Source organism: Dysgonomonadaceae bacterium zrk40 (assembly GCA_016916535.1).
In the GTDB taxonomy this organism is placed as follows: Bacteria; Bacteroidota; Bacteroidia; order Bacteroidales; family Dysgonomonadaceae; genus Proteiniphilum.
This window is the reverse complement of the sequence record CP070276.1, coordinates 362,199-387,670: the sequence shown is the minus strand read 5'-3', so window position 1 is coordinate 387,670 and position 25,472 is coordinate 362,199. Positions and strand designations below refer to the sequence as shown.

At 50.2% G+C, this 25,472-nt stretch carries 23 protein-coding genes and 2 tRNA genes; 13 read left to right on the top strand and 12 right to left on the bottom strand.

Features of this window, described 5'->3' with window-relative positions:
• Positions 1 to 114: 114 nt before the first annotated feature.
• From JS578_01695 to JS578_01655, 9 genes are all read left to right on the top strand, one after another.
• Positions 115 to 477, top strand: a complete 363-nt coding sequence (locus JS578_01695; GenBank protein ID QRX64884.1) for a PadR family transcriptional regulator — start codon at positions 115 to 117, stop codon at positions 475 to 477.
• The gene (locus JS578_01690; GenBank protein QRX63999.1) at positions 474 to 2,444 is read left to right on the top strand and encodes a PspC domain-containing protein; all 1,971 of its coding nucleotides are present in this window, start codon (positions 474 to 476) and stop codon (positions 2,442 to 2,444) included. Before JS578_01695 ends, JS578_01690 begins: the two co-directional genes overlap by 4 nt.
• A 292-nt stretch (positions 2,445 to 2,736) precedes the next feature.
• Positions 2,737 to 2,820 (top strand) — tRNA-Leu (locus JS578_01685).
• Between the two features lie 8 nt (positions 2,821 to 2,828).
• Positions 2,829 to 2,912, top strand: a tRNA-Leu gene (locus JS578_01680).
• 118 nt (positions 2,913 to 3,030) lie between these two features.
• Positions 3,031 to 3,957: a hypothetical protein gene (locus tag JS578_01675; GenBank protein ID QRX63998.1), complete on the top strand. Its 927-nt coding sequence runs from the start codon at positions 3,031 to 3,033 to the stop codon at positions 3,955 to 3,957.
• A 23-nt stretch (positions 3,958 to 3,980) separates the two neighbouring features.
• Positions 3,981 to 5,483 (top strand): NAD(P)H-hydrate dehydratase, encoded by a 1,503-nt coding sequence (locus tag JS578_01670; protein QRX63997.1) that lies wholly within the window; start codon positions 3,981 to 3,983, stop codon positions 5,481 to 5,483.
• Positions 5,484 to 5,600: 117 nt separating this feature from the next.
• A complete protein-coding gene (gene rplU, locus JS578_01665; protein ID QRX63996.1) occupies positions 5,601 to 5,912 on the top strand; it encodes a 50S ribosomal protein L21 in 312 nt (103 codons plus the stop codon).
• Between the two features lie 20 nt (positions 5,913 to 5,932).
• Positions 5,933 to 6,202: a 50S ribosomal protein L27 gene (gene rpmA, locus JS578_01660; protein ID QRX63995.1), complete on the top strand. Its 270-nt coding sequence runs from the start codon at positions 5,933 to 5,935 to the stop codon at positions 6,200 to 6,202.
• A gap of 109 nt (positions 6,203 to 6,311) precedes the next feature.
• Positions 6,312 to 7,481, top strand: a complete 1,170-nt coding sequence (locus JS578_01655) for an SAM-dependent methyltransferase (protein QRX63994.1) — start codon at positions 6,312 to 6,314, stop codon at positions 7,479 to 7,481.
• A gap of 105 nt (positions 7,482 to 7,586) precedes the next feature.
• Here the strand turns inward: JS578_01655 and JS578_01650 are convergent, their stop codons facing one another.
• The 8 genes from JS578_01650 to JS578_01615 all read right to left on the bottom strand — a co-directional run bounded on the left by JS578_01650 (position 7,587) and on the right by JS578_01615 (position 14,724).
• Positions 7,587 to 8,216: a bifunctional phosphoribosyl-AMP cyclohydrolase/phosphoribosyl-ATP diphosphatase HisIE gene (locus JS578_01650; protein QRX63993.1), complete on the bottom strand. Its 630-nt coding sequence runs from the start codon at positions 8,214 to 8,216 to the stop codon at positions 7,587 to 7,589.
• 10 nt (positions 8,217 to 8,226) lie between these two features.
• On the bottom strand, positions 8,227 to 8,982 hold the full coding sequence (gene hisF, locus JS578_01645; protein ID QRX63992.1) for an imidazole glycerol phosphate synthase subunit HisF: 756 nt from the start codon (positions 8,980 to 8,982) through the stop codon (positions 8,227 to 8,229).
• A gap of 79 nt (positions 8,983 to 9,061) precedes the next feature.
• A complete protein-coding gene (gene hisA / locus JS578_01640; protein QRX64883.1) occupies positions 9,062 to 9,790 on the bottom strand; it encodes a 1-(5-phosphoribosyl)-5-[(5-phosphoribosylamino)methylideneamino]imidazole-4-carboxamide isomerase in 729 nt (242 codons plus the stop codon).
• A gap of 20 nt (positions 9,791 to 9,810) precedes the next feature.
• Positions 9,811 to 10,389 carry an imidazole glycerol phosphate synthase subunit HisH gene (gene hisH / locus JS578_01635; GenBank protein QRX63991.1) on the bottom strand — a complete coding sequence of 193 codons (579 nt, stop codon included), beginning with the start codon at positions 10,387 to 10,389 and terminating at the stop codon, positions 9,811 to 9,813.
• A 1-nt stretch (position 10,390) separates the two neighbouring features.
• The gene (gene hisB / locus JS578_01630) at positions 10,391 to 11,479 is read right to left on the bottom strand and encodes a bifunctional histidinol-phosphatase/imidazoleglycerol-phosphate dehydratase HisB (protein ID QRX63990.1); all 1,089 of its coding nucleotides are present in this window, start codon (positions 11,477 to 11,479) and stop codon (positions 10,391 to 10,393) included.
• Positions 11,476 to 12,504, bottom strand: a complete 1,029-nt coding sequence (hisC, locus tag JS578_01625) for a histidinol-phosphate transaminase (GenBank protein ID QRX63989.1) — start codon at positions 12,502 to 12,504, stop codon at positions 11,476 to 11,478. Before hisC ends, hisB begins: the two co-directional genes overlap by 4 nt.
• On the bottom strand, positions 12,491 to 13,822 hold the full coding sequence (hisD, locus tag JS578_01620) for a histidinol dehydrogenase (protein QRX63988.1): 1,332 nt from the start codon (positions 13,820 to 13,822) through the stop codon (positions 12,491 to 12,493). Before hisD ends, hisC begins: the two co-directional genes overlap by 14 nt.
• Before the next feature lie 44 nt (positions 13,823 to 13,866).
• Positions 13,867 to 14,724: an ATP phosphoribosyltransferase gene (locus JS578_01615; protein ID QRX63987.1), complete on the bottom strand. Its 858-nt coding sequence runs from the start codon at positions 14,722 to 14,724 to the stop codon at positions 13,867 to 13,869.
• Between the two features lie 309 nt (positions 14,725 to 15,033).
• Here JS578_01615 and JS578_01610 point away from each other — a divergent pair, with 309 nt between their 5' ends.
• The 3 genes from JS578_01610 to JS578_01600 all read left to right on the top strand — a co-directional run bounded on the left by JS578_01610 (position 15,034) and on the right by JS578_01600 (position 19,812).
• Complete coding sequence (locus JS578_01610; protein ID QRX63986.1) at positions 15,034 to 16,821, top strand: hypothetical protein; 1,788 nt, start codon at positions 15,034 to 15,036, stop codon at positions 16,819 to 16,821.
• Positions 16,822 to 16,908: 87 nt separating this feature from the next.
• On the top strand, positions 16,909 to 18,966 hold the full coding sequence (locus JS578_01605) for a putative porin (protein ID QRX63985.1): 2,058 nt from the start codon (positions 16,909 to 16,911) through the stop codon (positions 18,964 to 18,966).
• Between the two features lie 51 nt (positions 18,967 to 19,017).
• A complete protein-coding gene (locus tag JS578_01600) occupies positions 19,018 to 19,812 on the top strand; it encodes a transporter substrate-binding domain-containing protein (GenBank protein ID QRX64882.1) in 795 nt (264 codons plus the stop codon).
• A 366-nt stretch (positions 19,813 to 20,178) separates the two neighbouring features.
• Here JS578_01600 and JS578_01595 read toward each other — a convergent pair whose 3' ends face one another.
• Positions 20,179 to 20,646 carry a hypothetical protein gene (locus JS578_01595; GenBank protein QRX63984.1) on the bottom strand — a complete coding sequence of 156 codons (468 nt, stop codon included), beginning with the start codon at positions 20,644 to 20,646 and terminating at the stop codon, positions 20,179 to 20,181.
• Between the two features lie 273 nt (positions 20,647 to 20,919).
• Here JS578_01595 and JS578_01590 point away from each other — a divergent pair, with 273 nt between their 5' ends.
• Positions 20,920 to 21,336 (top strand): hypothetical protein, encoded by a 417-nt coding sequence (locus tag JS578_01590; GenBank protein ID QRX63983.1) that lies wholly within the window; start codon positions 20,920 to 20,922, stop codon positions 21,334 to 21,336.
• Positions 21,337 to 21,355: 19 nt separating this feature from the next.
• Here the strand turns inward: JS578_01590 and JS578_01585 are convergent, their stop codons facing one another.
• Genes JS578_01585 through JS578_01575 form a run of 3 tightly spaced genes read right to left on the bottom strand, consistent with a single transcriptional unit; the run spans position 21,356 to position 25,220 of the window.
• Positions 21,356 to 22,132: an ABC transporter ATP-binding protein gene (locus tag JS578_01585; protein QRX63982.1), complete on the bottom strand. Its 777-nt coding sequence runs from the start codon at positions 22,130 to 22,132 to the stop codon at positions 21,356 to 21,358.
• Between the two features lie 54 nt (positions 22,133 to 22,186).
• Positions 22,187 to 23,668, bottom strand: coding sequence for a hypothetical protein (locus JS578_01580; protein ID QRX63981.1), 1,482 nt, complete (start codon positions 23,666 to 23,668; stop codon positions 22,187 to 22,189).
• Between the two features lie 13 nt (positions 23,669 to 23,681).
• Complete coding sequence (locus JS578_01575) at positions 23,682 to 25,220, bottom strand: DUF853 family protein (protein QRX63980.1); 1,539 nt, start codon at positions 25,218 to 25,220, stop codon at positions 23,682 to 23,684.
• Positions 25,221 to 25,472 lie beyond the last annotated feature (252 nt).

Here is a 25,472-nt window from a genome sequence, read left to right as displayed (position 1 = left end):
AAACATGAAAATAATTGGTACTATGTATTGCATAATACTTTGTTATAATTAATTTTGTGGGGTGAAGATGAAAAATCAGATCTCAGCAATAGGCTGAAAAGAGTAAAAATGGCTATGAATATAGAGAATACACAGAGTCAGATGCGGAAAGGAGTGCTTGAATACTGCATCCTATCCATTGTCAAACGAGGGGAGGCCTATCCGGGCGATATCATCGATGAGATGAAAAATGCAGGACTGCAGTTGTTGGAGGGTACCCTTTACCCGCTGTTGAATCGTTTGAAGAACGCAGAGATCCTTACCTACCGGTGGGTGGAAAGCACTTCGGGGCCACCCCGGAAATATTTTCAGCTCACCGAGAAAGGAGAGGCGTTTCAGGCATTGCTGGCCACCACCTGGAATGAACTGGCTACAGGGGTAGAACTGGTAACCCGTAAACCGAAGGAAGAGTCAGAATTGAACAACAACACCATATGAAGAAAGTAATCAACATCAATTTTCAGGGGCAGGTGATCGCGATTGAGGAGACCGCCTATGAAATGCTGAAACAGTACATCGAGCGTCTGACCCAATTCTTTGCGCGTGAGGAGGGGGGAGATGAGATTGTGAATGACATTGAGTGCCGCATTGCCGAGCTCTTCGGCAATCGTTTGAAGCATGGAATCAACTGTATTACCGATGAGGATGTGGCTTCAATCATCTCCAGCATCGGGCAGCCGGAAGATTTTGACAGCGATTATGAAGAGGCTGCATCACAACCGGGAGCAGAATCCTCTGATAACCGGGAGCAGCACTCTGCAGCCGCTTCTAACGAAGAGGTGCGTCGTTCGCTCTATCGCAATTCAGGTGATCGCATTCTCGGAGGTGTCTGCAGTGGTCTGGCACACTATTTCAAGACCGACCCGGTTTGGCTCCGGATGATCTTTGTGCTTTTCTTCGGATTCCTTTTCTGGGTCTACATCGTGCTTTGGATCGTATTGAAACCGAAAGAGCTGGAAACAAATGTATCAAAAAGGCTTTACCGCAATCCGAATGATCGTTTTCTGGGGGGTGTCTGCGGCGGTATTGCCGCCTATTTCAAGATCGACAGCTGGATCCCCCGTCTGATCTTCCTGCTGCCGTTGCTGTTCAACCTGATCGGGATGATCTCCTTCTTCCCGCTCAACTTCCTTTTCGACGACGTTGACTTCAGCTGGAACATCAACATGAGTATGGTGGTGGTTTACATTGTCTTCTGGATCATCATTCCCGAGGCGAAGAGCGTGAAGCAGAAGCTTGAGATGATGGGTGAAGAGGAGTATATCCGTTCCATCCGTGAAAGGGTGAGTAGCAACGTGGCCAGTAACAGGAGCCGCGGCGACGTGGGAGAGATGCCGCCTGCAGCTCCCGTTTACATGGCTGCTGGGAGCGATGATTCAGTTGAAAAAGTCTCCAAAGATGAGCTGCCTCCGCAGCAGCCTTCAGATGCAGGGAAGCCTGCTGATCATTTGGCCTCCGCTAACAGGGTACACGTTGCCACTTCGTCGGAGCGCTCCGGTTGTTTGAATGGGTTTATTCTGCTGTTGAAGATTATTTTCTTCTCTTTCGTGGGTATCCTGGCACTGGTGACAGTGGGTGCTTTTGTGGCCTTTCTCTTTGCCGGGGCACAGATGATGCCACTGAAATCCTTGTTCATTGATCCGGGGCAGGAGACCACTCTCTTGTACACCTCGCTCATCCTGTTAATTGGTGTTCCGGTTGTGTCAATCCTGGTGTGGATTGTGCGGAGGGTGATGAAGGCCAAATCACGTCCGATGATTGGTCTCATCTCTTCGATCCTCTGGATCGGTGGTCTGGTGACAGCCGGTATCCTGGCAGCTCAGGTGGCTGACAAGTTCCGCGAGGAGAGTACCCTGGAAAGGAGTGTTGAATTGATACCCGTAGAAGGGAAAAGCCTCTATGTGGATATGAAACCCTATCAAGATGATTATTCAGAGTTCAGTATCGGTTGGGGAATGGATTCTGATATCGACCATCTCCCCTATACAAACGTCAACGAGGATTCATTACTCTTCCGCGACATTCATCTGCACATCCGCAACAGCAATGACTCTTTATTTCACGTACGGACAATTGCTGCAAGCAGCTGTCGCGAGCTGCGCGGAGCGAAGGCAGATCTGGAAGAGTTCCGTTTTGAGATTACGCAGCAAGACTCGCTGCTCTACCTGCCGGAGTTTCTGATGGTGCCGTCAACGCAGGGTTTTCGCAAACAAAGCATCACGGTGGAGATCTCGGTGCCGGCGGGCAAGACGGTAGAGGTGAGCGACGTGCTGAACAACTACAGGAACCAGGAACCTCCTTCTGTGGTGCGCAGACGCATCAGGAACTATACACGTACCTTCATGACCGCAGAGCCTCCTCACCTTGAAGATGAGGAATCGGAAGCCGGGAGTGATGTTGTTTGAGCAGATTCACTCTACTTTTTAATATTTTCATTGTGTTTTGAAGGGGCTGTCCGTAAGGGACAGCCTTTTTATGTAGGTGGCATGACGAACCAATTGGTTAATGTTGTGTTCAGTAGCCGTTGTCAGGTGGTAAATAGATTGAAATGGGTGAAAATAATATGACAATTATTGTTTCTGTTTCAAAAAATCATGTATCTTTGCATCCGCAATTCGGAAAGAATGCCCCTGGCTCTTCACCGTTTTGCAGGCAGGCAGCGGCCTGTTCCCTCACCCTAAGATACATTATGAGAATGCCCGGATGGCGGAATTGGTAGACGCGCTAGTTTCAGGGACTAGTGTTGGTTACAACGTGCAGGTTCGAGTCCTGTTCCGGGCACCTTCCCTGCGCAGGTGGTGAAATTGGTATACACGCTACTTTGAGGGGGTAGTGCCGGTTACGGCGTGTGAGTTCGAGTCTCATCCTGCGCACTTTTTCTTTCCTTTTACAAATCAACCCCATTTTTTTCTTTTATTCCCATCATGCTATTTCCGGCAGGGTGATTTCTTTTTTTTTCTGAAAAGTTCTATCTTTACCAAAAAGAAGCGCATGAAGAGAAAAATGAAAAGCATCGTCGCAACACTCTACGAGAAGGTCCTCTCCGGGAAGAGTAAGCGGTTGATAGAAAAACTGGTGTTTGTAATGGCACTGGCGGGCTTTTTTCTGCATCTCATCGTAATCGGCATGCAGCATTTGGGCTGGATTGGTGCCGGCGGTTCTCTTGCCGGGATGGAGAGTCCCATTGATGCCTTGTATACCCCCTTCTCCATCATTCTCTTTTATGAGGTCTACTGTCTGATTTACTATCTGCCCAAATCAATTACAATCTACATCGGGAAACAGTTCGAAATCATCGCGCTGATCACCATCCGCGGCATCTTCGATGAGCTTTCAAAGCTCTCCCTCACCTCCGATTTGGAGGATCTCTTCGCCACGCCCGATTTTCTCTATTCGATGGCTACCATCCTGATCCTCTTCCTGCTGATTTATCTATTTTATCTCCGTAACCAGAAGTCGATCCGGGTGGATAAAAATTATCCCGGTCTGCCTCCCGGTCTGCCAACGAAAAAGAAACGGTACGTCACGGCCAAAAAGGTGTTGGCCTTGCTTTTGACAGTTCTTTTTGTGGTGATGGTGCTGTTCAACATGGTGGAATGGCTTTTCATGGATCATTCACTGCTTGGGTTCTTTCGGCATACCAAGATGGCTACAGAGGCATTCTTCTCCGATTTTTTCATGGTGCTGATCCTGACCGATCTGCTGGTGCTGCTCTTCTCTTTTGCCATCACCGACGATTTCCCGAAGGTGATGCGCAACTCCGGCTTCGTGGTCTCCACCACGCTGATCAAGTTATCGTTCAATGTGGAGGGGGTTGCCAGCCATCTGCTGGTGGTGATGGCCGTCCTGTTTGGCACGCTGATGCTCAGGCTCTACAAGATGTACCGCAGGATTGAATTGCCGGATGACAATGTGTAAATGCAAAATATTCGTTTGATACTATGAAAATCCTGACAGCTGAACAGATCCGGAAAATTGATGCTGCGACTATTGAACGGGAGGGTATCTCTTCTCTGACTTTGATGAAACGGGCGGCAACCGCTTTCACGAACTTTTTTATGACACGATGTCCGGAGAAGAAACAGGAAATACTGATCCTTGCCGGTACGGGCAACAACGGAGGGGATGCCTTGGTGGTGGCGCGACTCCTCCATCAGTCGGGTTACAGGGTGAAGGTCTGTGTGGTGGATCAGGGTGGCCGTTACACGGAAGATTGTGCGCACAACCTGCGCCGTGTGAAGGCAGAGTATATTGCCTCCAATATCATCACCGGCGAGCAGGATCTCCCTGTAATGGAGCAGTTCGATCTGCTTATCGACGGGATCTTCGGAACAGGTCTCTCGCGGGAGGTGGAAGGTATCGCTGCAAAAGTGATTGAAGCAATCAACAAGAGTGGCCGACCGGTCTACAGCATTGATCTGCCCAGCGGTCTCTTCACGGACCGTAACAGTAGGTTTGCCGTGCGGGCAACAGTGACGGTCACCTTTCAGATTCCGAAGCTGGCACTCTTTCTGCCTGAGAATGGTGATTTCACCGGTGAGGTGCAGATCGTGGATATAGGGCTGGATGACGGTGCCATTGCCGAAGCAGAGAGTGAGATGGAGTATGTCGAGCAGGAAATGATTGCCTCTCTGTTGAAACCGTTGCACCGATTTGCCCACAAGGGTGCCCAGGGTCACACCCTTCTTGTGGGTGGAAGCCTCGGCAAATGCGGATCACTCTGTATGGCTGCAAAGGCAGCCCTCCGCACCGGCTGTGGCCTTGTAACCACCTATCTGCCACGCTGTGGAACTGCTGTGATGCAGTCGGTCGTCCCCGAGGCGATGGTCCTCGAAGACCAAGATGCTGAGCGTATCACAGAAATAAATTATCCGATTGATCCCGATGCCGTGGGCATTGGGCCGGGAATGGGGCAACATGGTGACACAGCTCAGGCTTTTGCTGCCTTTCTGTATTACTACAGAGGAGCGCTGGTGATTGATGCCGACGGACTGAACATTCTCTCACGACATCCGGAATGGTACTCTCTGATGGTGCCGGGGACCATCCTGACACCTCATCCGAAAGAGCTGGAACGGTTGATCGGTAGCTGGCGCGACGATTTTGAGAAAATTGAAAAGACAAGACTCTTCGCAAAGAGATATGGAGTGGTGATCGTGGTGAAAGGAGCCTATTCACTCATCGTTGAGTCCGATCATATTTATGTGAACAGCAGCGGTACGCCGGCACTGGCGACTGCCGGTAGCGGGGACGTGCTGACGGGGATGATTGCCTCACTGATGGCACAGGGATACAAACCCATGGATGCTGCTCGGGTAGGGGTCTATCTGCACGGATTGACTGCTGATTTGACACAAAAAACGATCAATCCCCGCAGCTTCATGGCTGGTGACATCATCGCACATATTGGGGCTGCCTACCAATCGATTGAAAAAAAGGAATAAACTATTTGCAGTTTCCCAAACTTTTTTGTAATTTTGCACCTCATTTTGCCAATAGGCTCAACAAGCAGTCGCGCTATGTGACTCGCCTCAGGCACGTAACGATAAGTTATTACAGATATGTACGTCATTGTAGACATTCAGGGTCAGCAGTTTAAAGTAGAGCAGGACCAGAAGTTATTTGTTCACCGCATCAACGCCGATCAGGGCGCGGAAGTGGAATTTGAGAAAGTGATGCTCGTTGATAACGACGGAGCGATCACCGTAGGTGCCCCCCTGGTTGAAGGAGCCAAGGTGGTGGTTGAAGTTCTTTCGCATGTGAAGGGAGACAAGGTTCTCGTCTTCAAGAAGAAAAGAAGAAAAGGATACCAAAAACTGAACGGTCACCGTCAGCAGTTTACGGAGGTACTTGTAAAATCAATTGTTGCTTAATCAGTTAAAATCAGAAGAAAATGGCACATAAAAAAGGTGTAGGTAGTTCGAAGAACGGCCGTGAATCGGAAAGTAAACGATTGGGCGTAAAGATATTCGGTGGGGAGTCCGCCAAAGCAGGCAACATCCTCGTGCGTCAGCGTGGTACTGTGCATCATCCGGGAGAGAATGTGGGGATCGGTAAGGATCACACCCTCTTTGCCCTGACCGACGGTGTGGTGGTGTTCCGCAAGAAAAGGGACAATCGCTCATTCGTATCGGTACTGCCACAGGCAGTGGCCGAAGCATAAAGCGCTACATTCCTGTCATGAGGATGGGGAGATAAAACCATAAAGTGATTATTAGTGAATAAGGACAACCTGCTTTTCAGAAGCAGGTTGTTTTTTTATTTGCTGCGGCATGAAACCAACCGACAGACAACTGGCATTTATTCAGGCTCACGAGAAGGAGGATGTGCACGCACTGGCACTTCGCTACAAAGGGGAGGATATGCCTTTTTTGCTTGCGCAGATTGCCGGGCGGCAAGTGGCAGAGAAGAAGATTCCCTCCTGGTTTCGGAACCGGGAGCTGCTCTATCCGCAACAGCTCTCGCTGGAGCAGGCTTCATCTGAGCTGACAGCACGCTACAAGGCTTCGCTCGTGACCGGAGGAGATCTTTTTGCCGACCTTACCGGCGGGATGGGGGTTGATTTCTCTTTCCTGGCACCACATTTCAGGCGGGCGCTTTACGTGGAGAAGGATGAAGAGCTATGCCGCCTGGCAAGGCATAACTTTGCTGTGTTGGACTTGAAGCAAGCGGAGGTGCATCACATGGAAGGTGAAGCGTTGCTGTCGAAGCTGCCATTGGCCGAACTGATCTACCTCGATCCGGCACGCCGGGATGTGGGGGGAAGGAAAGTGTTCCGGATTGAAGAGTGTTCCCCTGATCTCTCACTGCTTGCCGACCGGTTGTTGGAGAAGGGTGAGCAGGTGATGATCAAATATTCACCGATGCTCGATATCTCGCTGGCAGTGAAAACACTGCACCAGGTGAGCGAAGTGCATGTGGTCTCCGTGGAGAATGAGTGCAAGGAGTTGCTCTTCCTGCTCAGGAAAGAATCGATTGAGCCGCTCTACCATGCGGTGAACCTTAAAAAGGGAGGGGAAATGGAATTGCTCTCCTTTACCCCAGGGGAGGAGGAGCAGGAGGCACCCTACAGTATGGTTCCCGGTCGTTATCTCTATGAACCCAATGCCTCAATCCTGAAAGCGGGCGGCTTTAATGTGACGGCACATCGCTACAGGTTACAGAAGCTACATAAGCACAGCCATCTCTATACCGGCGACCGGTTGGTGGGTGACTTTCCCGGTCGCATCTTTCGGGTGGAAGAGTGGTTCCCTGCCAACAGGAAAGAAATCAGGCGTTTTGTTGCCGCGGTGCCGAAGACGAATATCACGGTACGCAACTACTCGCACTCAGTGGCTGAGATACGCAAAAGATGGGGTCTCACTGAGGGTGGGGACAATTATCTCTTTGCCACCACCCTGTACGATGGTCAGAAGGTGTGGATCAGCTGTAGTAAACTATAAGCTAAGACCACAAATCCACAAACCAAGAAACCAATAAATATCGAACCTTAAACCAAAAACCTCAATCCTTAAACTTCCCGAATTACTTTTGTCTCTCCTTCAAAATTACTTGTGCCTCTCCTTCAAGACAGCTTCGATATCCTCCAGTTTCAGGTTCTTGGTCTTGAGCAGGATCAGGTAGTGGTAGAGCAAGTCGGCCGCTTCATTGCGGAACAGGTCAAGATTGTCATCTTTTGCTTCTATCACCAGCTCTACAGCCTCTTCACCCACTTTCTGCGCCACCTTGTTGACGCCGCGACTGAAGAGTCGTGCGGTATAGGAGCCTTCCGGATTCTCGGTGATGCGCTGCTCAATTACCTTTTCCAGGTCGTAGACAAACCCTTTGGCAGTCTCCTCGCGGAAGCAGGAGGTACTGCCGGTATGGCATGTAGGTCCCTCTGGGAAGGCTTTGATCAGCAGGGTGTCGTCGTCGCAATCGGTAAGAATCTCCTCAACGGTCAGGTAGTTGCCTGAGCTTTCGCCCTTGGTCCATAACCGCTGTTTGCTGCGGCTGAAAAAGGTGACTTTCCCTTCGTTTTTGGTCTTCTCGAGTGCCTCTGCGTTCATGTAGCCCAGCATTAGCACCTGCAGGGTCCCTGCATGCTGGATGATCACCGGCACCAGTCCGCCGGACTTGTCAAAATTGATCATAATGTCTATCTCATTGTGTTGGTTGAACAGCTTAATTTCTTTCATCACCAACAGATTATCGTATTGGAATATCTATCTCGCTTAAATAAGCTTTCAGTTCGGGAATGGGGATCTCTCCAAAGTGAAAGATGCTGGCAGCCAGTGCCGCACTTGCTTTTGTCCTGGCAAATACCTCAGCGAAATGTGCCATACTGCCGGCACCACCGGAAGCGATGACCGGTACGGTAACCGCTTCACAGACAGCCTCTGTGATCTCCAGGGCGAATCCCTGCTTCATACCATCGTGATTCATCGAGGTGAGCAGTATCTCACCTGCACCACGCCTTACACCCTCAATTGCCCAGTCGACCGTCTGTAGCGGGGTGGGGGTTCTCCCCCCATGTACGTAGACCATCCACTCACCATTCTCCTCCTGTTTCGTGTCAATAGCCAGCACCACACACTGGCTGCCGAACTGATTTGCAATCTCGGTGAGTAATTCAGGCCGGTCAACAGCCGATGAGTTAAGGCTCACCTTGTCGGCACCTGCACGAATGATCGCCTGTGCATCTTCAAGTGTGCGAATGCCGCCACCCACCGTGAATGGGATATTGATCTCCTCCGCCACACGTCGCACCAGCGAGGTGAGTGTCTTTCTCTGCTCCACCGTGGCGGTGATGTCGAGGAAGACAAGCTCGTCGGCACCCTCTTCCACATAGCGGCGGGCCAGTTCTACAGCATCGCCCGCATCACGGAGTCCTACGAAGTTGACTCCTTTTACCGTACGTCCCTCCTTGATGTCCAGGCAGGGAATGATTCTTTTTTTTAGCATTTTTTTTAGTAATCAATTATCAGCAAACAGTAATCGGCTATCGATTTTCAACAATGAACAATGAACCTCAAAACATAAACTAAGAACCATGAGTTATGAACGACTGCAGCTCTTTCAATTGGATATGTCCTTCATAAATCGCCTTGCCGATGATGGCTCCCTCGCAACCGATGGCCTGTAATTTCTCCAGATCGGCCATGGAGGTGATACCACCACTGGCAATCAGTCGTACATCGCTTCCGGAAAGAATCTCACGGTAGAGCTCAAGCGAAGGGCCTTGCAACATGCCATCCTTGGAAATGTCGGTGCAGATGACATACGCTACTCCTTTTGTTGCAAAGAAGGCAATGAAATCCACCACATCCTCCTCTGACTGTTTCTGCCATCCCTGTGTGGCAATCTTCCTGTGATGACTGTCGGCACCGAGGATGATCCGTTCCGCACCGTAGTGCTCCAACCATTGCAGGAAGAGTTCCGGCTGCTGCTGTGCCACGCTGCCGCCGGTAATTTGGGCAGCGCCGCTCTCGAAGGCGATGCGTAGATCATCATCACTTTTGATGCCACCGCCAAAATCGACCTGCAGTGAGGTGCCTTCGGTGATCTGCCTTAGCACGCCATGATTGACAATATGTTTGGAGCGTGCACCATCAAGGTCTACAAGGTGAAGATAGCGAATGCCGTGATCTTCAAACTCTCGGGCCACGTCGAGCGGGTTGTCACGATAGGTCTTTTGTGTTGCGTAATCGCCTTTTGTGAGACGGACACACTTGCCGTCGATGATGTCTATGGCGGGAATGATTCTCATTATAAGCCTGATTGAATTGGTTGTTACATTTTCAGGAAGTTGTACAGCAGTTGTTCTCCCACGCTGCCCGACTTCTCCGGGTGAAACTGTGTGGCGAAGAAGTTATCCTTTTGCATGGCAGCACTGAAAGGGAGGAGATAATCGCAGGTTGCGATTGTCTCTTCGCACAGGCCTGCATAGTAGCTGTGCACGAAATAGTAGTCATCATTACTGTTAGCTCCTTCAAACAGGTGTGATTTCATTGATGAAAGATTGTTCCATCCAATATGGGGTATGATTCCTTTGGCGGGAAACCGCTTCACCGTGGTGTGGAAAATACCAAGGCATTGTGTGTTGCCCTCCTCTGAATGTTCACACATCAGTTGCAGACCCAGGCAGATACCCAGCACCGGCTGCGTTAGCGATTGAATGATCTTGTCCAACCCTCTCTCTCTTAAATAGGATATGGCACTCCCTGCTTCACCTACACCGGGAAAGATTACCTTCTCTGCTTGACGGATCTCATCAATGTTACCTGTAACTTTGCACTGGTAACCGAGCCGTTTCACTGCGTTTTCTACAGAGGTGATGTTCCCAGCGTTGTATTGAATGATTGCAACCATCTTATATCACTCCTTTCGTGCTGGGTATCCCTGTTGTCTCTCCCCTTTTCACAGCCATCTTTATGGCACGGGCAAATGCCTTGAAGATCGCCTCAATCTTGTGGTGTTCGTTCTCACCCTCTGCATGGATGTTCAAGTTGCATTTTGCACTGTCGCTGAAGGATTTGAAGAAGTGGAGGAACATCTCGGTGGGCATGTCGCCCACCCGTTCACGTTTGAAGTCGGCATCCCATACCAGCCAGGGACGGCCTCCGAAATCGATCGCAGCCTGCGCCAGACAGTCGTCCATCGGGAGCATGAAACCGTAGCGCGAGATCCCTTTCTTCTGTCCCAGTGCCTGCAGAAATGCTTCACCCAGAGCGATGCCGCTGTCCTCAATGGTGTGATGCTCGTCGATATGAAGGTCTCCTTTTACCTTTACAGTCATTCGGATACCGCCATGCCGGGCAATCTGTTCGAGCATGTGATCGAAGAATCCCACTCCTGTTGAAATGTTGCTGCCGCCACTCTCGTCAAGGTTGACCTCTACCAGGATATCTGTTTCGGAGGTCTTGCGGTGCACCCTACCGGTACGTGGTTGTTCTTTCAAATAGCGGTAGATCTCACCCCAGTCGGAGGTGGTAAGATCCGCTTTCTGATGTGAATCATTGCTTAACAAAATGGATTTACATCTCATGTTTATAGCAAGTTGTATGTCCGTTTCGCGATCCCCAATTACAAATGATTCTGCCAGGTTGTAGTTCCCTTTCAGATAGTGGGTGAGCATGGCTGTACCCGGTTTACGGGTGGGTAATTGTTGGTGCGGGAAGGAACGGTCAATCAACACCTCGCTGAACCGTACTCCTTCGTTTTCAAAGGCACGGATGATCTTGTTGTGTGCGGGCCAGAAAGTCTCCTCCGGGAAGGAGTCGGTACCAAGGCCATCCTGGTTGGTGACCATCACCAGTTCATATTCCAGTTCTGCCGCGATACGGGAGAGATACTGAAACACCCCGGGATAGAATTCAAGCTTCCCGAGGCTGTCGATCTGTTCATCCTCCTGCTCCAGGATCAGTGTACCATCACGATCAATGAATAATATCTTCTTCATAATTTCCGATTGCTGTAGTTTTGAATTGCAGTGAGAAGCTGGCGATTCTCAGCCGGTGTTCCCACAGTGATGCGGAGGCAGTTGCGTACGACGGAATGGCGGTTGCGCACGATCACCTTCTCTTCCACCAGTCTGTGGTAGAGTCTGTTGGCGTCATCGACCTCCACCAGCAGGAAATTGGCATCGGATGGATATACATGTTGAACCACTTTCATCTGTGACAATTCCGTCTCAAGGAGCGCTCGTTGTTCGAGGATCACCTTCACCCTGTGGGCATGTTTCTCCGGTTTGGAGAGGGCCTTGAGTGCTTCCAGCTGGTTGAAGCTGCTCACATTATAGGGAGGTTTCGTCTTGTCCATCAGTGCGATGATATCCTTGCCAGCGTAAGCGATGCCCACACGTGCGCTCGCCAGTGCCCAGGCCTTGCTGAAAGTCTGCATCACGATCAGATTGGGGTAACGGGACAATAACCCGGTGAAGCTTTCACCGCTGCTGAAATCAATGTAGGCTTCATCCACCACCACAATTCCCTGAAACGCATCCAGCAGTTGCTCGACACCCTGCAGGCTGTTGCCTGAAGGATTGTTGGGAGAGCAGACAAAGATGCATTTGGCACTTTGTTGCAGTATCAAGTCCATCTGCAGTTCAAAGGTATCTGTCAAAGGAACTTCAATTACCTCCACGTTGTTGATGCGTGCCGACACCTCATACATTCCGTAGGTGGGTGGGCAGAGGATCACACGATCTCTTCCCGGTTCACAGAAGATGCGATAGACCAGGTCGATCACCTCATCACTGCCGTTGCCGATAAAAATCTGATCGGCAGGGATGCCGCGAAAGGCAGACAATGCCTGCTTCAGTTTCCGCTGGTGCGGATCCGGATAGCGGTTCTTCCTGCCAAACGGGTTTTCGTTAGCATCGAGAAAGATTCCCTCATCACCGCTAAACTCGTCACGTGCGCTGGAGTAGGGTTTCAATGCCCATATGTTGGGACGTACAAGCGCCTGCAGGTCAAAATGTTTCATCTTTGCTGTTTTCTTCGTTTCGTTGCATTTTTTCTGCCAACACAGATCCCAGACGCAGTGATACCGCATTCTTGTGAGCGAAAAGCTCTTCCGCTTCCGCCATCGCCTCAATGGCGGGACCGATGGAGAGAATCCCTTCGGGGCTGAGTTGCTGGAAGGTGATCTTCTTCACGAAGCTGTCGAGTGATACCCCGCTATAGGCTCTGGCATAGCCGCTGGTGGGAAGCGTGTGGTTGGTGCCACTGGCATAATCACCTGCACTTTCACAACTATAGTTGCCGAGGAAGATTGACCCGGCATTCACTACGGTGCGACTCAGCAGTGTCGGGTTCTCGGTCGCCAGGATCAGATGCTCCGGTGCGTAGGCATTGCTGAATGCGATGCAGTTTTCAAGATCACGAAAGTAAATGGCCCTGCTGTTTTTCAGTGCCTGTGTGGCAAACTCTTTCCGAGGGAGTGATTCAAGCTGCAAGTCGAGCTCCTTGTTCACATCCTTAATCACCTGCTTGCTGTCTGAAAGCAGTATCACCTGGCTGTCGGGCCCATGCTCGGCTTGTGAGAGCAGATCAGCTGCTACAAAAGCAGGGTTGCAGTCCTTGTCTGCAATGATCAGTACCTCGCTGGGGCCGGCCGGCATGTCGATGGCCGTGCCGTAGAATTGTGCCGACCGTTTGGCGGCCATCACGTACTGGTTCCCCGGACCGAAGATCTTATCAACCTTTGGAATGCTCTCGGTGCCGAAAGTCATGGCTCCTATGCCCTGTATGCCGCCGACGGCAAAAATGCGGGTGACACCTGTCTGCGCTGCCGCATAGAGTATTGCCGGATGAATTTCACCCTCTTCGTTGGGAGGAGTACAGAGCACGATCTCACTGCATCCGGCAATCCTTGCCGGTACCGCCAGCATCAACACGGTGGAGAAGAGGGGAGCGGTGCCACCGGGGATGTAGATGCCCACCCGTTCAATGGGACGCGTCTCGCGCCAGCATACCACACCGGGTGATGTCTCTATCTTTTGTACATCCTCCTGCTGTGAGCGGTGAAAAGTTTCAATATTCTTTTTTGCCAGTGCAATCGCCTGTTTCAATCGTTCCGGCACCCTCTCGGCCGCCTGCGCAATGACCTCCTGATCCACCTCCAGTGTCTCCTGTGCCGGGAAGTCGAACTTGCGGCTGTAGGCCAGCACTGCTTTGTCTCCCTTGCGGTGGATGTCGTAGAACATCTTTTCCACGGTATCCATCAGCTTGCGCTGTTTGATGAGCGGACGTTCGGTCAGCTTTTTCCATTTGCTTTCAGAAGGGTTGTTGATTGTTTTCATCTTGAGTGATTCGTTGATTAGCGGATGAACGGATTAGACAATTTCTACAGGATCATTTTCTCGATAGGGATTACCAGGATCCCTTCGGCACCGTGACGCTTCAGCTCATCAATTACTTCCCAGAAGTCATCGTCGCGTATCACCGAGTGAACGCTGCTCCAACCCTCATCGGCCAGGGGCAGGATACTGGGGGAGCGCATGCCGGGCAGCAACCGCACAATATCGGGCAGTACCTCGTTGGGGGCATTCAGCAAGACATACTTCTTACCTTGTCCCTCCTTGTACGACTTGATACGAAAGAGCAACTGATCCAGCAGAGAGGAGACTGCGGGTGTGAGTTTTTTGTTGCTGATGAGCACCGCTTCACTGCGAAGAATGGTCTCCGCCTCTTTCAGACCGTTCATGATCAAGGTGCTGCCGGTGCTTACGATGTCGAAGATGCCATCGGCAAGACCGATGCCGGTAGCGATCTCAACGCTGCCGCCCAGCTCTTCAATCTTTACCTCAATCTCTTTTTCCCGGAAATAGTTGCCGAGGATTTTCGGATAACTGGTAGCAATTCGCTTGCCCCTGAAATAATCGAGGCCGGTATATACCTCTTCCCTGGGTATGGCAAGAGAGAGACGGCAATTGCTGAAGCCCAGTTTCTCTACAACCGTCACATCTTTCTCCTTCTCCCACACCTCATTTTCACCCAGGATACCAATATCGGCAACACCCTGCTCCACATATTGTGGGATGTCATCGTCCCTAAGGAAGAGGATCTCCATGGGGAAATTGCGGGCTGTGGTTTTGAGCTTACGATCTCCATTGGAGACATTGATTCCGCACTCGGTGAGCAACTCAAGTGATTTCTCGCTCAACCGTCCGCTTTTTTGGATTGCAATCTTGATTTTTTCCATTGTTGGTTTGTTATGTGCCGGAAAGCAACAGTGGTCTACTAATAAAAAACCCGCCTGATGCTCTTCAGACGGGTCAATAAATATCTCGTTGGTGTTCGCACATATCTATTTCAGCTCGCCTGACTGCAAGTATGAAAATGATGATGATGGAACCAATTTGCTTTCATATTATTGTTTTGATGATGCAAAGATATAAGAATTATTTTAAACGAAAGCGAAAACTGCATTTTTTTATAAATATTGCATTCGTATGGTTCCATGGGGGTTTTTATATAGATTTGTATCCGAAGAACAATAATCGTGAACAGGATGATTGAAGAGAGGATACATACGTACGAGACATTGGTGTCGGAGAACAGGAAAAAGAGCGATCGACTAGGAAAACAAATGCATCTTTTGGGCACTTTTCGGTTAATCCTGTTTATCGGAACCCTGATAGCGATCTATATGCTTGTGGGTGATTACCAACTGCTTATTCCACTTCTCATTGTCATGGCTCTTTCTTTTGCTTTTTTATTCAAGAAGCATGACAGGTTATCGGACCGGAAAGAGTCTGCCGAGTCTCTGATTCTGTTGGCTGAAAATGAACTAAAAGCATTTCGTCATGATTTTTCGGTTTTTAATGGTGCCGGGGAGATGACAGATCCTACTCATCCGTTCAGTTATGATCTTGATATCTTTGGAGAGAACTCATTTTTTCAGCAGATTAACAGGACGGTGTTGCCCATTGGGAAACAAAAACTGGCCGAGATGATACAATATCCGTTGACCGATAAAGATGCGATTCTTGGCAGACAACAAACCATCATGGAGTTGGCGGGCAAGGAGGAGTTCTGTTTGCATTTTCGAACGGCGGGGATGAAAATATCTTCTTCTTCTGTGAAAGAGTTGCATTTTACTGCTTCGGGTCCCGATAATGGGTTGTCTCAGAATAAGATTTGGAAAGCTGCCGTTTGGATCACCCCCTTCCTCTATCTTGTTTTTATCTTTTTATGGCTTACAGGAATTGTGCCCGGCGGCCTCTTTCTCTATCTTTATCTTTTTACATTCGCATTATCACTGATTCCCATGAAAAGGGTGAAGGCTATATGGGTATTGTTTGATAAACGATCCAAACGATTGGATGCATATGCTTCCCTGTTTAAGATTTCAGAACAGGAGAAATGCGAATCACAACTGCTGAAGTCGCTGCAAAAGCAACTTATCCTTCCCGAAAAAGCTTCTGATGCGATCAGGGAATTGTCGAAAATGAGCCGCAACCTCGACGTGGGTTTTACACTCGCCATGCTGCTGCTGAATCCTCTGTTTCTATGGACAACGCTCTATGCTTTGAAAATTGAGCGATGGATGAAACATCACGGAGGTGATGTAGATACCTGGTTTGCATTGTTGGCCGAAATGGATGCATTGATATCACTGGGTACTTTTGCAGTCAACCATCCCGATTACTGCTACCCCGGGATTTCCGACAGCCACTGCTTTCGTGGTGAAGGACTGGGTCACCCACTCATCCCGCGCGAGAAATGCGTAAAGAACGACATCGATCTTTCTCATAAACCAAGTTTCATGATCGTTACGGGAGCCAATATGGCGGGCAAGAGTACCTATCTGAGAACAATCGGGATCAATCATCTGCTGGCATCAGTCGGTTTGCCCGTTTATGCGGAGAGACTGTCGTTTTATCCGGGGCGGTTGCTGACCAACCTGCGTACCTCCGACTCACTGGTAAACAGTGAGTCCTATTTCTTTGCGGAACTAAAGCGATTGAAGATGATTATCGACCGATTGGTTTCAGGGGAAGAGGGTATCTTGATCATTTTGGATGAGATATTGAAAGGAACCAATTCCGAGGATAAACAACGGGGTTCACAGGCATTGATAAAGCGGTTGGTGGGTCTCGGTGGATGTGGTATCATTGCCACACACGATCTGGCGCTGGGTAACCTGGAGACACAATATCCACAGGTGATAAAGAACTGGCACTTTGATGCCCTCATACAGGAAGATAACCTGACGTTTAGCTATCAGCTGCAGGAGGGGTTAGCGCGAAACATGAATGCCAGTTTTTTGATGAGAAAAATGGGAATCACTGAATAGACAAGGCTTCCTAAAAATTCTCAAAAACAGCAGAAATGGAGCCTTGGATAACCTGCTGTGACATTTTTTTATGTAAGTTTGCACCCGATGAAAAATAAGCTGATCATATCGCTTCTCGCTACGCTTCTCAGCGTGGGTGCAGCCTTCTCGCAGGCACGCATCATCATGCCCGATTCATCGCAGATCACCAGCGACCCCGACTCGCTTGATCTGTTGCCCCGCGAATCATCTCATCTGGATCATCTCATCCACGATCATGGCGCGGAGGCCGACTCGTTGCAAAAGCTGGCGCGCATGACCATCTGGCGATTGGATGCCCGCACCGGTAATCGCATGCCGGCAGAGTCAGACACGCTGCTGCACAACTTTCAGCACACTACGCTACCCGACAGCTACTCCACCGCCATGGGCTTTCTGGGACCCCTTGGCTCACCCGATATCTCCAAGATCTTCTTCGACAGGGGGGAGACGGAGACTTTCCTCTTCAACAACGCCTACAGCCACTACCTCAAAGATCCCGAAAAGCTGATCTTTGTCAACACACGGGTACCCTATTCTCGTTTGGGATACCATCGTGCGGGACCCAAGCAGACGCGTGAAGAGCGACTGGAAGCACGTCTTACATCCAACTTCGGGAAAAGTCTCAACATTGGACTCGATGTGGATCTGATCAATTCCAGGGGCTTTTATGCCGCACAGTCGGTCAAGCACAACAACTTCTCCCTCTTCGGGAATTACCTCTCCGACAGGTTGGAGGCCCATGCCATGGTACATCTGGGAAGCATCACCCAGTTCGAGAATGGCGGTATCACCGATGAACGTTTTATCACCGATCCCCAGGAAGTGGGTGAGACCTTTACATCGCTCGACATCCCCGTGCGCATCAACGACACCTGGAATGCACTTAAAAACAACCGTTACTTCCTGTCGGGACGATACAATCTGGGCTACCGTGAGTTGCCGCAGGATTCACTGCACAAGGGTCTCGGAACATTTGTGCCGGTAGCCAGCATTGGTTTCTCTACGCAGCTTACCCAGCAACACCGCCGCTTCCTCTCATACGACACCGCCTATGTGAATGTTGAAGGCGTGCAGATGCAACAGATCGATCGATTTTATGAGAACCGCTATTACGAGGGGGCCGTGGATGACAGCATACGTTTTACTTCGCTTAAAAACAGTGTCTCACTCAGTCTTCGCGAGGGATTCAAGGAGTGGGTCAAGTTCGGCCTCACTGCCTTTCTGGAACATGATCTGCGCAACTACGCCATGCGTGATACCACGGGAACAGGATACAGGTCGCACCGGGAGAGCGCGGTGACCCTCGGTGGGGTGCTCAACAAGCAACAGGGGGAGCATCTGTTGTTCAACCTGCGTGGCGACCTGGGGGTGCTGGGTGCCAACCTGGGGGAACTCAGGTTAATGGGTGATATGGAGACCGGTTTTGAGCTGGCCGGGAAACGTACCACATTGACTGCAGAGGCCTATTTAAAGAATTTACGGCCAAAGTACCTCCAGGAAAACTATTACTCCAAATATTTCAGATGGAATCAGGATCTTGGTGACATGCGGAGAGTCTATGTGGGCGGAAAACTTTTCATACCTTTTACCAATACAACACTGAGTGCCGGCATGGAGAATCTGCAGAACCATATTTACTACGGGGCCGACAAGATGATCGCACAGGAGGGCGGCAATATCCAGGTGTTGACCGCAAGGGTGGAACAGAAGCTGAAGCTGGGTGTCTTTAACTGGGACAACCAGGTGGTCTACCAGACCTCCAGCAACCAGGAGGCAATTCCTGTTCCCATGCTCAGCATTTATTCCAACATGTACCTGAAAGCAAAGATCGTGAATGAGTTGACGCTGCAACTGGGTGTGGATGCTCATTATCACACCAGCTATTTTGCCCCGGGCTATGAACCGGCACTGCTGCAGTTTTACAACCAACGGGAGCGCGAGATCGGTGACTATCCCATCGCGACGGTTTATGCCAACATGCATCTGAAGCAGACCCGCTTTTTTCTGATGTTCTACAATGTAGCCCCGAAAGTGCTGAAGGAGAACGACTCATTCACGTTGCCCGGTTATCCGGTGAATCCTTTTATCTTTAAGCTGGGCCTTTCCGTTAATTTGCACAACTAAAAAAACAGATTAGTTTTGAAAGTCAGGCGACGGTTGAATCTTTATCTCACCCTGCTGATCACTGCTCTTTTGGCAATGATCCTGCTGCAACGGCTCTTTAGCCCTCAGGAACAAGTGTTGCTGCCGCGTGATTACAGTGAAATCATGGCAACGGGAGAGATGAACGTGGTCACTGATTACAACTCCATCGGTTATTTTGTGTCAGGTGATACCGCGCTCGGATTTCAACTCGAGATGATGCAGGCGCTGGAGAAAGAGTGGGGTGTGAAGGTCAATCTTTTTCTGGAGAACAGCCTGGAGGATAACCTGAGGGGGTTGCTGGAACAACGATACGATCTGGTAGCACGAAACATACCGGTGAACAGTGCGCTCCGGGACAGCTTTGCCTTTACCGATCCCATCACCTACAACCGGCTGGTGCTGGTACAGCGAAAAGCCTCTTTCAACGGGGGACTCGAGCCGATACGGCAGCATCTCGAGCTGGCGGGTAAGTCGGTCCATGTCCCTGCTGATGCACCGGCCATCATGCGACTGAACAATCTTTCACACGAGATTGGTGATACCATCCTGATTGAAGAAGATCCCACGTACGAAACGGAACAGCTGGTGATGATGGTCGCTTCCGGCGACATTGACTTTACAATTTGTGATCAAGAGGTGGCAGTACGGTTGGAAGCTCATTTTCCCGAAATCGACATCGATACCGACATCAGCTTTACCCAGGTAGAATCATGGGCCTTGCGCCCAGACGCACTGCATTTGCTGGACAGTCTCAACTCCTGGTTGAGCCGATTCCGGGAGACAAGACAGTTCGATCTGATTTTCCGCAGATATTACAAAGAGTAAACTTTGTTTAGCATGCTAAAGAGATTGTCTCATCATCGAGGCAGTCTCTTTTTTTGCAGGATGGGTCTCATCCTGTAAGAACCTTACACCATAAAAGTGACCCTTTTCCAAACTTATTGGTCGCTGCTTTTATATTCTAATCTTATTGCTCCCTTATAGCCACTCCCATAATTATTGGAGTGGATATAAGGGTGCAATAAGGGTGCAATAAGGCTAGAGGCTCCGAGAACCCTGTTTTGTCCAATTTTTTCCCTGTCTCATCCTGAATTTGGGATACAGTAATGGAAAAACAAAAGCACAAAAAAGGCCGTCTCATCTGATCTGATGAGACGGCTTCTTTATTTGACGTTTTAGCTACAATGTAGTTCAGCCTCTTGGTCCATTTCTGCGGGGCGCACGACGATCCTTCCGGTTGGCATCCTGCATTTTCTTCCTTACATCCTCGCGATACTGTTTCCATTGTTCCATCTTTTCCTTGCCGATGATGCTTTCCAGTTCGGCATCATTTTTCGCTACAGCCTCCTCGCGAATTTTCTCCATTGCTTCACGACGGCTTTCACGATCCTGCATCACCTGCTCCCGTTTCTCACGCTGAAGTTTCAATTGTTCAGCTCTTTCAGCATCCTGTTTCTCATAGAGTGCTTCCACCTTCGCTTTTTGCTCCTCTGTGAGCTCCAGTTGTTTCGCCATGTTCTCGGCTCTGTTTTTAGAGGTCCATCTCTTTTCAACTTGTGTGCGACGACCAATTCTGTCACTTTCATTCCTGTTTTGAGCTGTCATTGCAAAGCTCATCGTGAAAAGGGCAATCATTGCCACTGCTACTGTTTTCTTCATAACCATTGTTTTTTTAGTGAATATATTTTGTTTACGATTCTATGACACTCAAAAATAGGCAAAAGTTTAAACATCCAAGCATCGGGGTGTCAGGAAATGAGCGAATTAACGTTCAGAAGCAGAGGTCTGTATGGACGTTTGAAGGGTGTTTGTCCAATCATCAGCGGGTTTAATCGATAAAAATAAGCTGTTGGTCTATTCTCTATTTTCACGGTTGGTTTAACTATTTTTTCACGAATAAATCTATCTTTGTAGTTGAAACGACTGGATCATATGGAGAAAAAGTTCAAAGCAGACAACGGGTTGGCGAATATTTTCTGGGGTGTGGCAGCAGTCATGTTGCTGGCATTGCTTGTCTATCGCCTTATCATCGATGAAAAGGTTTGGAACCTGATCATCTATTTCTCTTTCACCATCTTTTTCATGCTGTCGGTCACCATCAAGGAGTATGCTGTCACCGAGACCAATTTCCTGGAGATCCGCTTTTTGTTGAAGATACTGACTCGCAACAGACGGATTGCCATCGGTGACATGGTGGCATTGAAGAAAATAAGCTCCAACCAGCTGCGCATTGAGAAGGTGCGTGGGTTTGAGGTACTGAGGGTAAAGGCTTCCGATCTGGATGCCCTCATTGCCCAGCTGGTGGACCGCAACCCCCGTATCGTGGTTGACACGGGTGTTGATCAATAGTGCATGCCCTTAGATAACCCTATACCGCGAAATAGGATTCCAGTTCTTTTAACGTTTCCTCCCCGGTGGCGATATCTTTCACTACCAATCCTTTTTCCAATACAACGATACGCTCACACACCTCCGTCACATGATTCAGGTCGTGGCTGGAGATGAGCATGGTCATGTTGCGGGATCTCCTGAGCTCGTTGAGCATTCTTTTCAGACGAATTTGCGATGTGGGGTCGAGTGCCGTGAAGGGCTCGTCGAGAATCAAGATCTGCGGATCACCGAGCAGTGCGGCCGCGATGCCTGTTTTCTTCTGGTTGCCTTTCGACAGGTCGCGGATTAACTTGCCCGATCCGGTGATCTCCCCGTTGAAAAACTCCTGCATCGACTCCAGGAAGGCAGCCAGATCGCCCTCCGACTTGTTGTAGAGCTTCGCTGTGAAGGCAAAATACTCATCAGGGGTCAAGAAGTCGATCAGGAATCCCTCGTCGAGGAAGGAGCCCACTTTCTGTTTCCACCCATCGCTACGGGCTACCGGCTCACCTTCGATCAGCACTTCTCCCGCAGATGCTTCAATCAGATCGAGGATCAGCCGGAAGAAGGTGGTCTTGCCGGCGCCATTGTTGCCAACCAGCCCGAAACTCTCGCCGTTGGCAATTGAGACGGATGAAATGTTGAGTACGTTGACGCCGCTATAATGCTTTTGCAGGCCGGCAGCCGTGATGATGCCTCCGTTCTCAACGCTGACCTGCGGAACTGCAGGCGGTGTAACGGGTGATTCATTGACAGGATTTACGTTTTGTTGCATATGATGAGTTTGTTTTGTTTATCTGTTATTAAGGTTAATCATCGGCGATCCGGATCACTCCTTCTTCCGAAAGCCGGAGCATAACGCATATTTCCTCCTCAGAAATTGTCGTTCTGTCATCCTGATCAGTGATTCACGGAAGAGGATGCCGCCGAGGCCCAGCAGGGAGAGGATGATCAGCGCGATGTGATCGGCCGAAAAGAGAGCAAAGATTTTCACCAGCAAAATTGGCACCAGCAGGAGGGGGATCATCACGATAAAGTTTTTGTAGCTCACCCCCTGCATGTTCATGGAGGATCCTTTTTCGAGTTCCAGTCGTTTGGTGTTAAAGGTGGCACCATAAAGATAGACATGGATGTTGACGCCCGCATTGTAGAGTAATGCCGTCACGTGGTAGGGAATGACATGTGTCCCAAAGAGAAAGTAGGGGGTGGTAGCGATGAAGGAGAGGATGCAGAGGGCCAGCAAAAGGAAGTAGTTGGCCCTGATGTAACTTGAAGTCTCAATGTTACGGGTCATCAGGAAGTCGAAGTGTGAACCATCCCAGTTGATGATCCACTGTCCGAACATCAGCATGCCGGTGCCGGTGACAAAGATGGCCACGAAGAGCAGCCAGCCGGGACTCTCGTTATACATCGGGTTGGGGTAGAAGAGCAGCCCGTAGAGCAGGAAGAGCAGGGCGGTGTAGAGCGTGCTCTTGGTACGCTTGTGCCGCATCACCAGCTTTATCTCAAGTGATATCAACTCGCCAATCTTACCAAATCGTTCCATGAAGGAGAAGCGCTTCGTGTCGCTCTGCCGCCATGTTTTTTTCTTCTCGAATGTCTCGGGATAGTAGTTGTGTGCGAAGTAGAGCCTGTTGAGTCCGTATGCTCCCAATGGAAGCAGCCATGCCGCAATCCAGACCAGCGGAGTGCCGGTCATCATTGTGAAGAGTTGGCGGGAGAGGTCGAACAGCGAGAGGATCCCGAAATACTCCAGCAGCGCCGGCACCGCTGCCACAACCAGCAGCAGCAGCATGCCGGTAAGCAGGTTGCTGAACTGTCGTTTCAGCAGGGGGGCCATCAGCGTGTTGAATGCGATCAACGAAAGCAGCGAGAAGATGAAACGAAAAGCGCCTGCCACCCCATATTCCGGGTAAATACCGCTGATTGCGAAGGGGATCACGAGGCAAAGCGTCAGATAGTTGGCCGGGTTGAGCAACGGTTTCAACAGGAGGTAGCTGACCAGCGTATTTCTTTTCAGCGGCAGCACCTGATAGGCCTGCAGGTTGATCCTGCTCAGCGGCTGCATCAGGTAGCGAAAGAAGAGCATGGCGATTAATGCATAGAGGATGCCTCCGTGAAACAGATCGGCAGGGTTACTGTCCGGAACTGTCTCTGCCAGGATGTGTGGCAGCATGAAGCCCAGCATCACGAAAATCACGACGAAATAGAGGGCCATCAGTCCCATGAAGATGGTCACTGCCAGGTTGCGGTAAAAGCCCGGAGAACGTTTGTTCTCCAGCCAATAGTGTTTGAATAGAATCGTGAGCATTGATTTGTTGTGTTTATCTTTTTCCGAAAAGTGCACCCAGCAGGCTTCGGGTGAGGGTGCGACCCAGTTGGGTTGTGATTTGACGTTTGGCACTCTTGCCCACCTGATCGAGCATCTCTCCCAGGATGCCCTGGTCTGCCTTTCGTTGTCGCTCGGCGGCACGCCGGGCGCGCTCTGCTTCAAGGGCAGCCTTCTGCTCCTCCTTCTGGCGGCGGATACGCTCTTTCTCCTCTTCAGCTTGACGTCGCTCCTCTTCCAGCAATTCCTGTTTCTGTGAGAGGATCTCGAAGGCCGACTCGCGGTCGATCAGCTTTTCATAGACGCCGTAAATGAGCGAACTGCGTAAGAGTTGGTCTCTTTCACCTTCAGTGATGGGACCGATTTGTCCCTGTGGGGGCAGTATATTGGCCCGTTCCACCATCTGGGGGGCTCCCTTCTCATTGAGGAACGATACCAGCGCCTCACCGGTGTTGAGTTGCGTGATCGCTTCTTCGGTACTGAAGGCGGGGTTGGCACGGAAGGTGTTGGAGGCTACCCTCACCGCTTTCTGGTCGTTGGGTGTGTAAGCACGCAGCGCGTGTTGCACCCTGTTGCCCAACTGGCCCAGTATCCTTTCCGGGATATCGGCGGGGTTCTGGGTGCAGAAGTAAACACCCACCCCTTTCGAGCGGATCAGGCGGACGATTTGTTCCACCTTCTCCAGCAAGGAGGAGGGCATGTCGTTGAAGAGCAGGTGTGCCTCATCGAAGAAGAAGACCAGCTTCGGCTTCTCCATGTCGCCCACCTCGGGCAGCGTCTCGTATAGGTCGTCCAGTAGCCAGAGCAGGAAGGTGGTGTATACACGGGGCGAGTTCATCAGCTTGTCGGCAGCTAGGATGTTGATCACCCCCTTGCCCTGTTCGGTTTGTATGAAATCGGTGATCTCAAACTCCGGCTCACCGAAGAACTTGTCGGCACCCTCGCTCTCCAGGCGCAGCAGGCTGCGCTGGATGGCACCGATGCTGGCCGGTGAGATGTTGCCGTAGCGGGTGGTGAACTCCTTCCGGTTGTCGCCGATGAACTGGATCATCTTCTGCAGATCTTTCAGGTCGATCAACAACAGGTTGTTGTCGTCCGCGATGCGGAAGGCCATGGAGAGGATCGCCCCCTGCGTGTCGTTGAGGTTCAGCAATCGCTCCAAAAGCAGCGGACCCATGGCAGTGACGGTGGTGCGCACCGGGTGTCCCTGTTCACCGAACACATCCCAGAATCGTACTGGAAAAGGCTTGTAGGCGAAGCCCTTCTCTTTCAACCCGTAGCCCTCAACACGCTTGGTGACACTCTCTTTGTTGCCGCCAATCTTGGCCACCCCTGAAAGGTCGCCTTTCATGTCGGCGGCGAAGACGGGGACACCCATTTCGCTGAATGTTTCTGAAAGGGTTTGAAGTGTGACGGTCTTGCCGGTACCGGTGGCACCGGTGATCAGTCCATGGCGATTGGCCATCTTGGGTATCAGGCAGACTTCTGCGTTGTCGTTGAGGGCGATGAAGGCACGTTGGCTGTTGTCGAACATACTGGTCTGATTGTTTGGTTTCTGTACAGGGCAAAGATAAACATTTTTTTAGTTTTGCAGGGTTGATGGTTAAATGATATTTTGTATCCAATCATTTTTTCCATTATCTTTAGCGCTGTAATCAAAAAATTCTAATTCGATGACCAACAAATTTTCTACTCTGTTTTTACTCTGGTTGATAGCAACAACCATGCACGCACAAAAAGGTACAGTGATATCACATTATCTGTTTCCCGAGTTTACCGCCGGTCA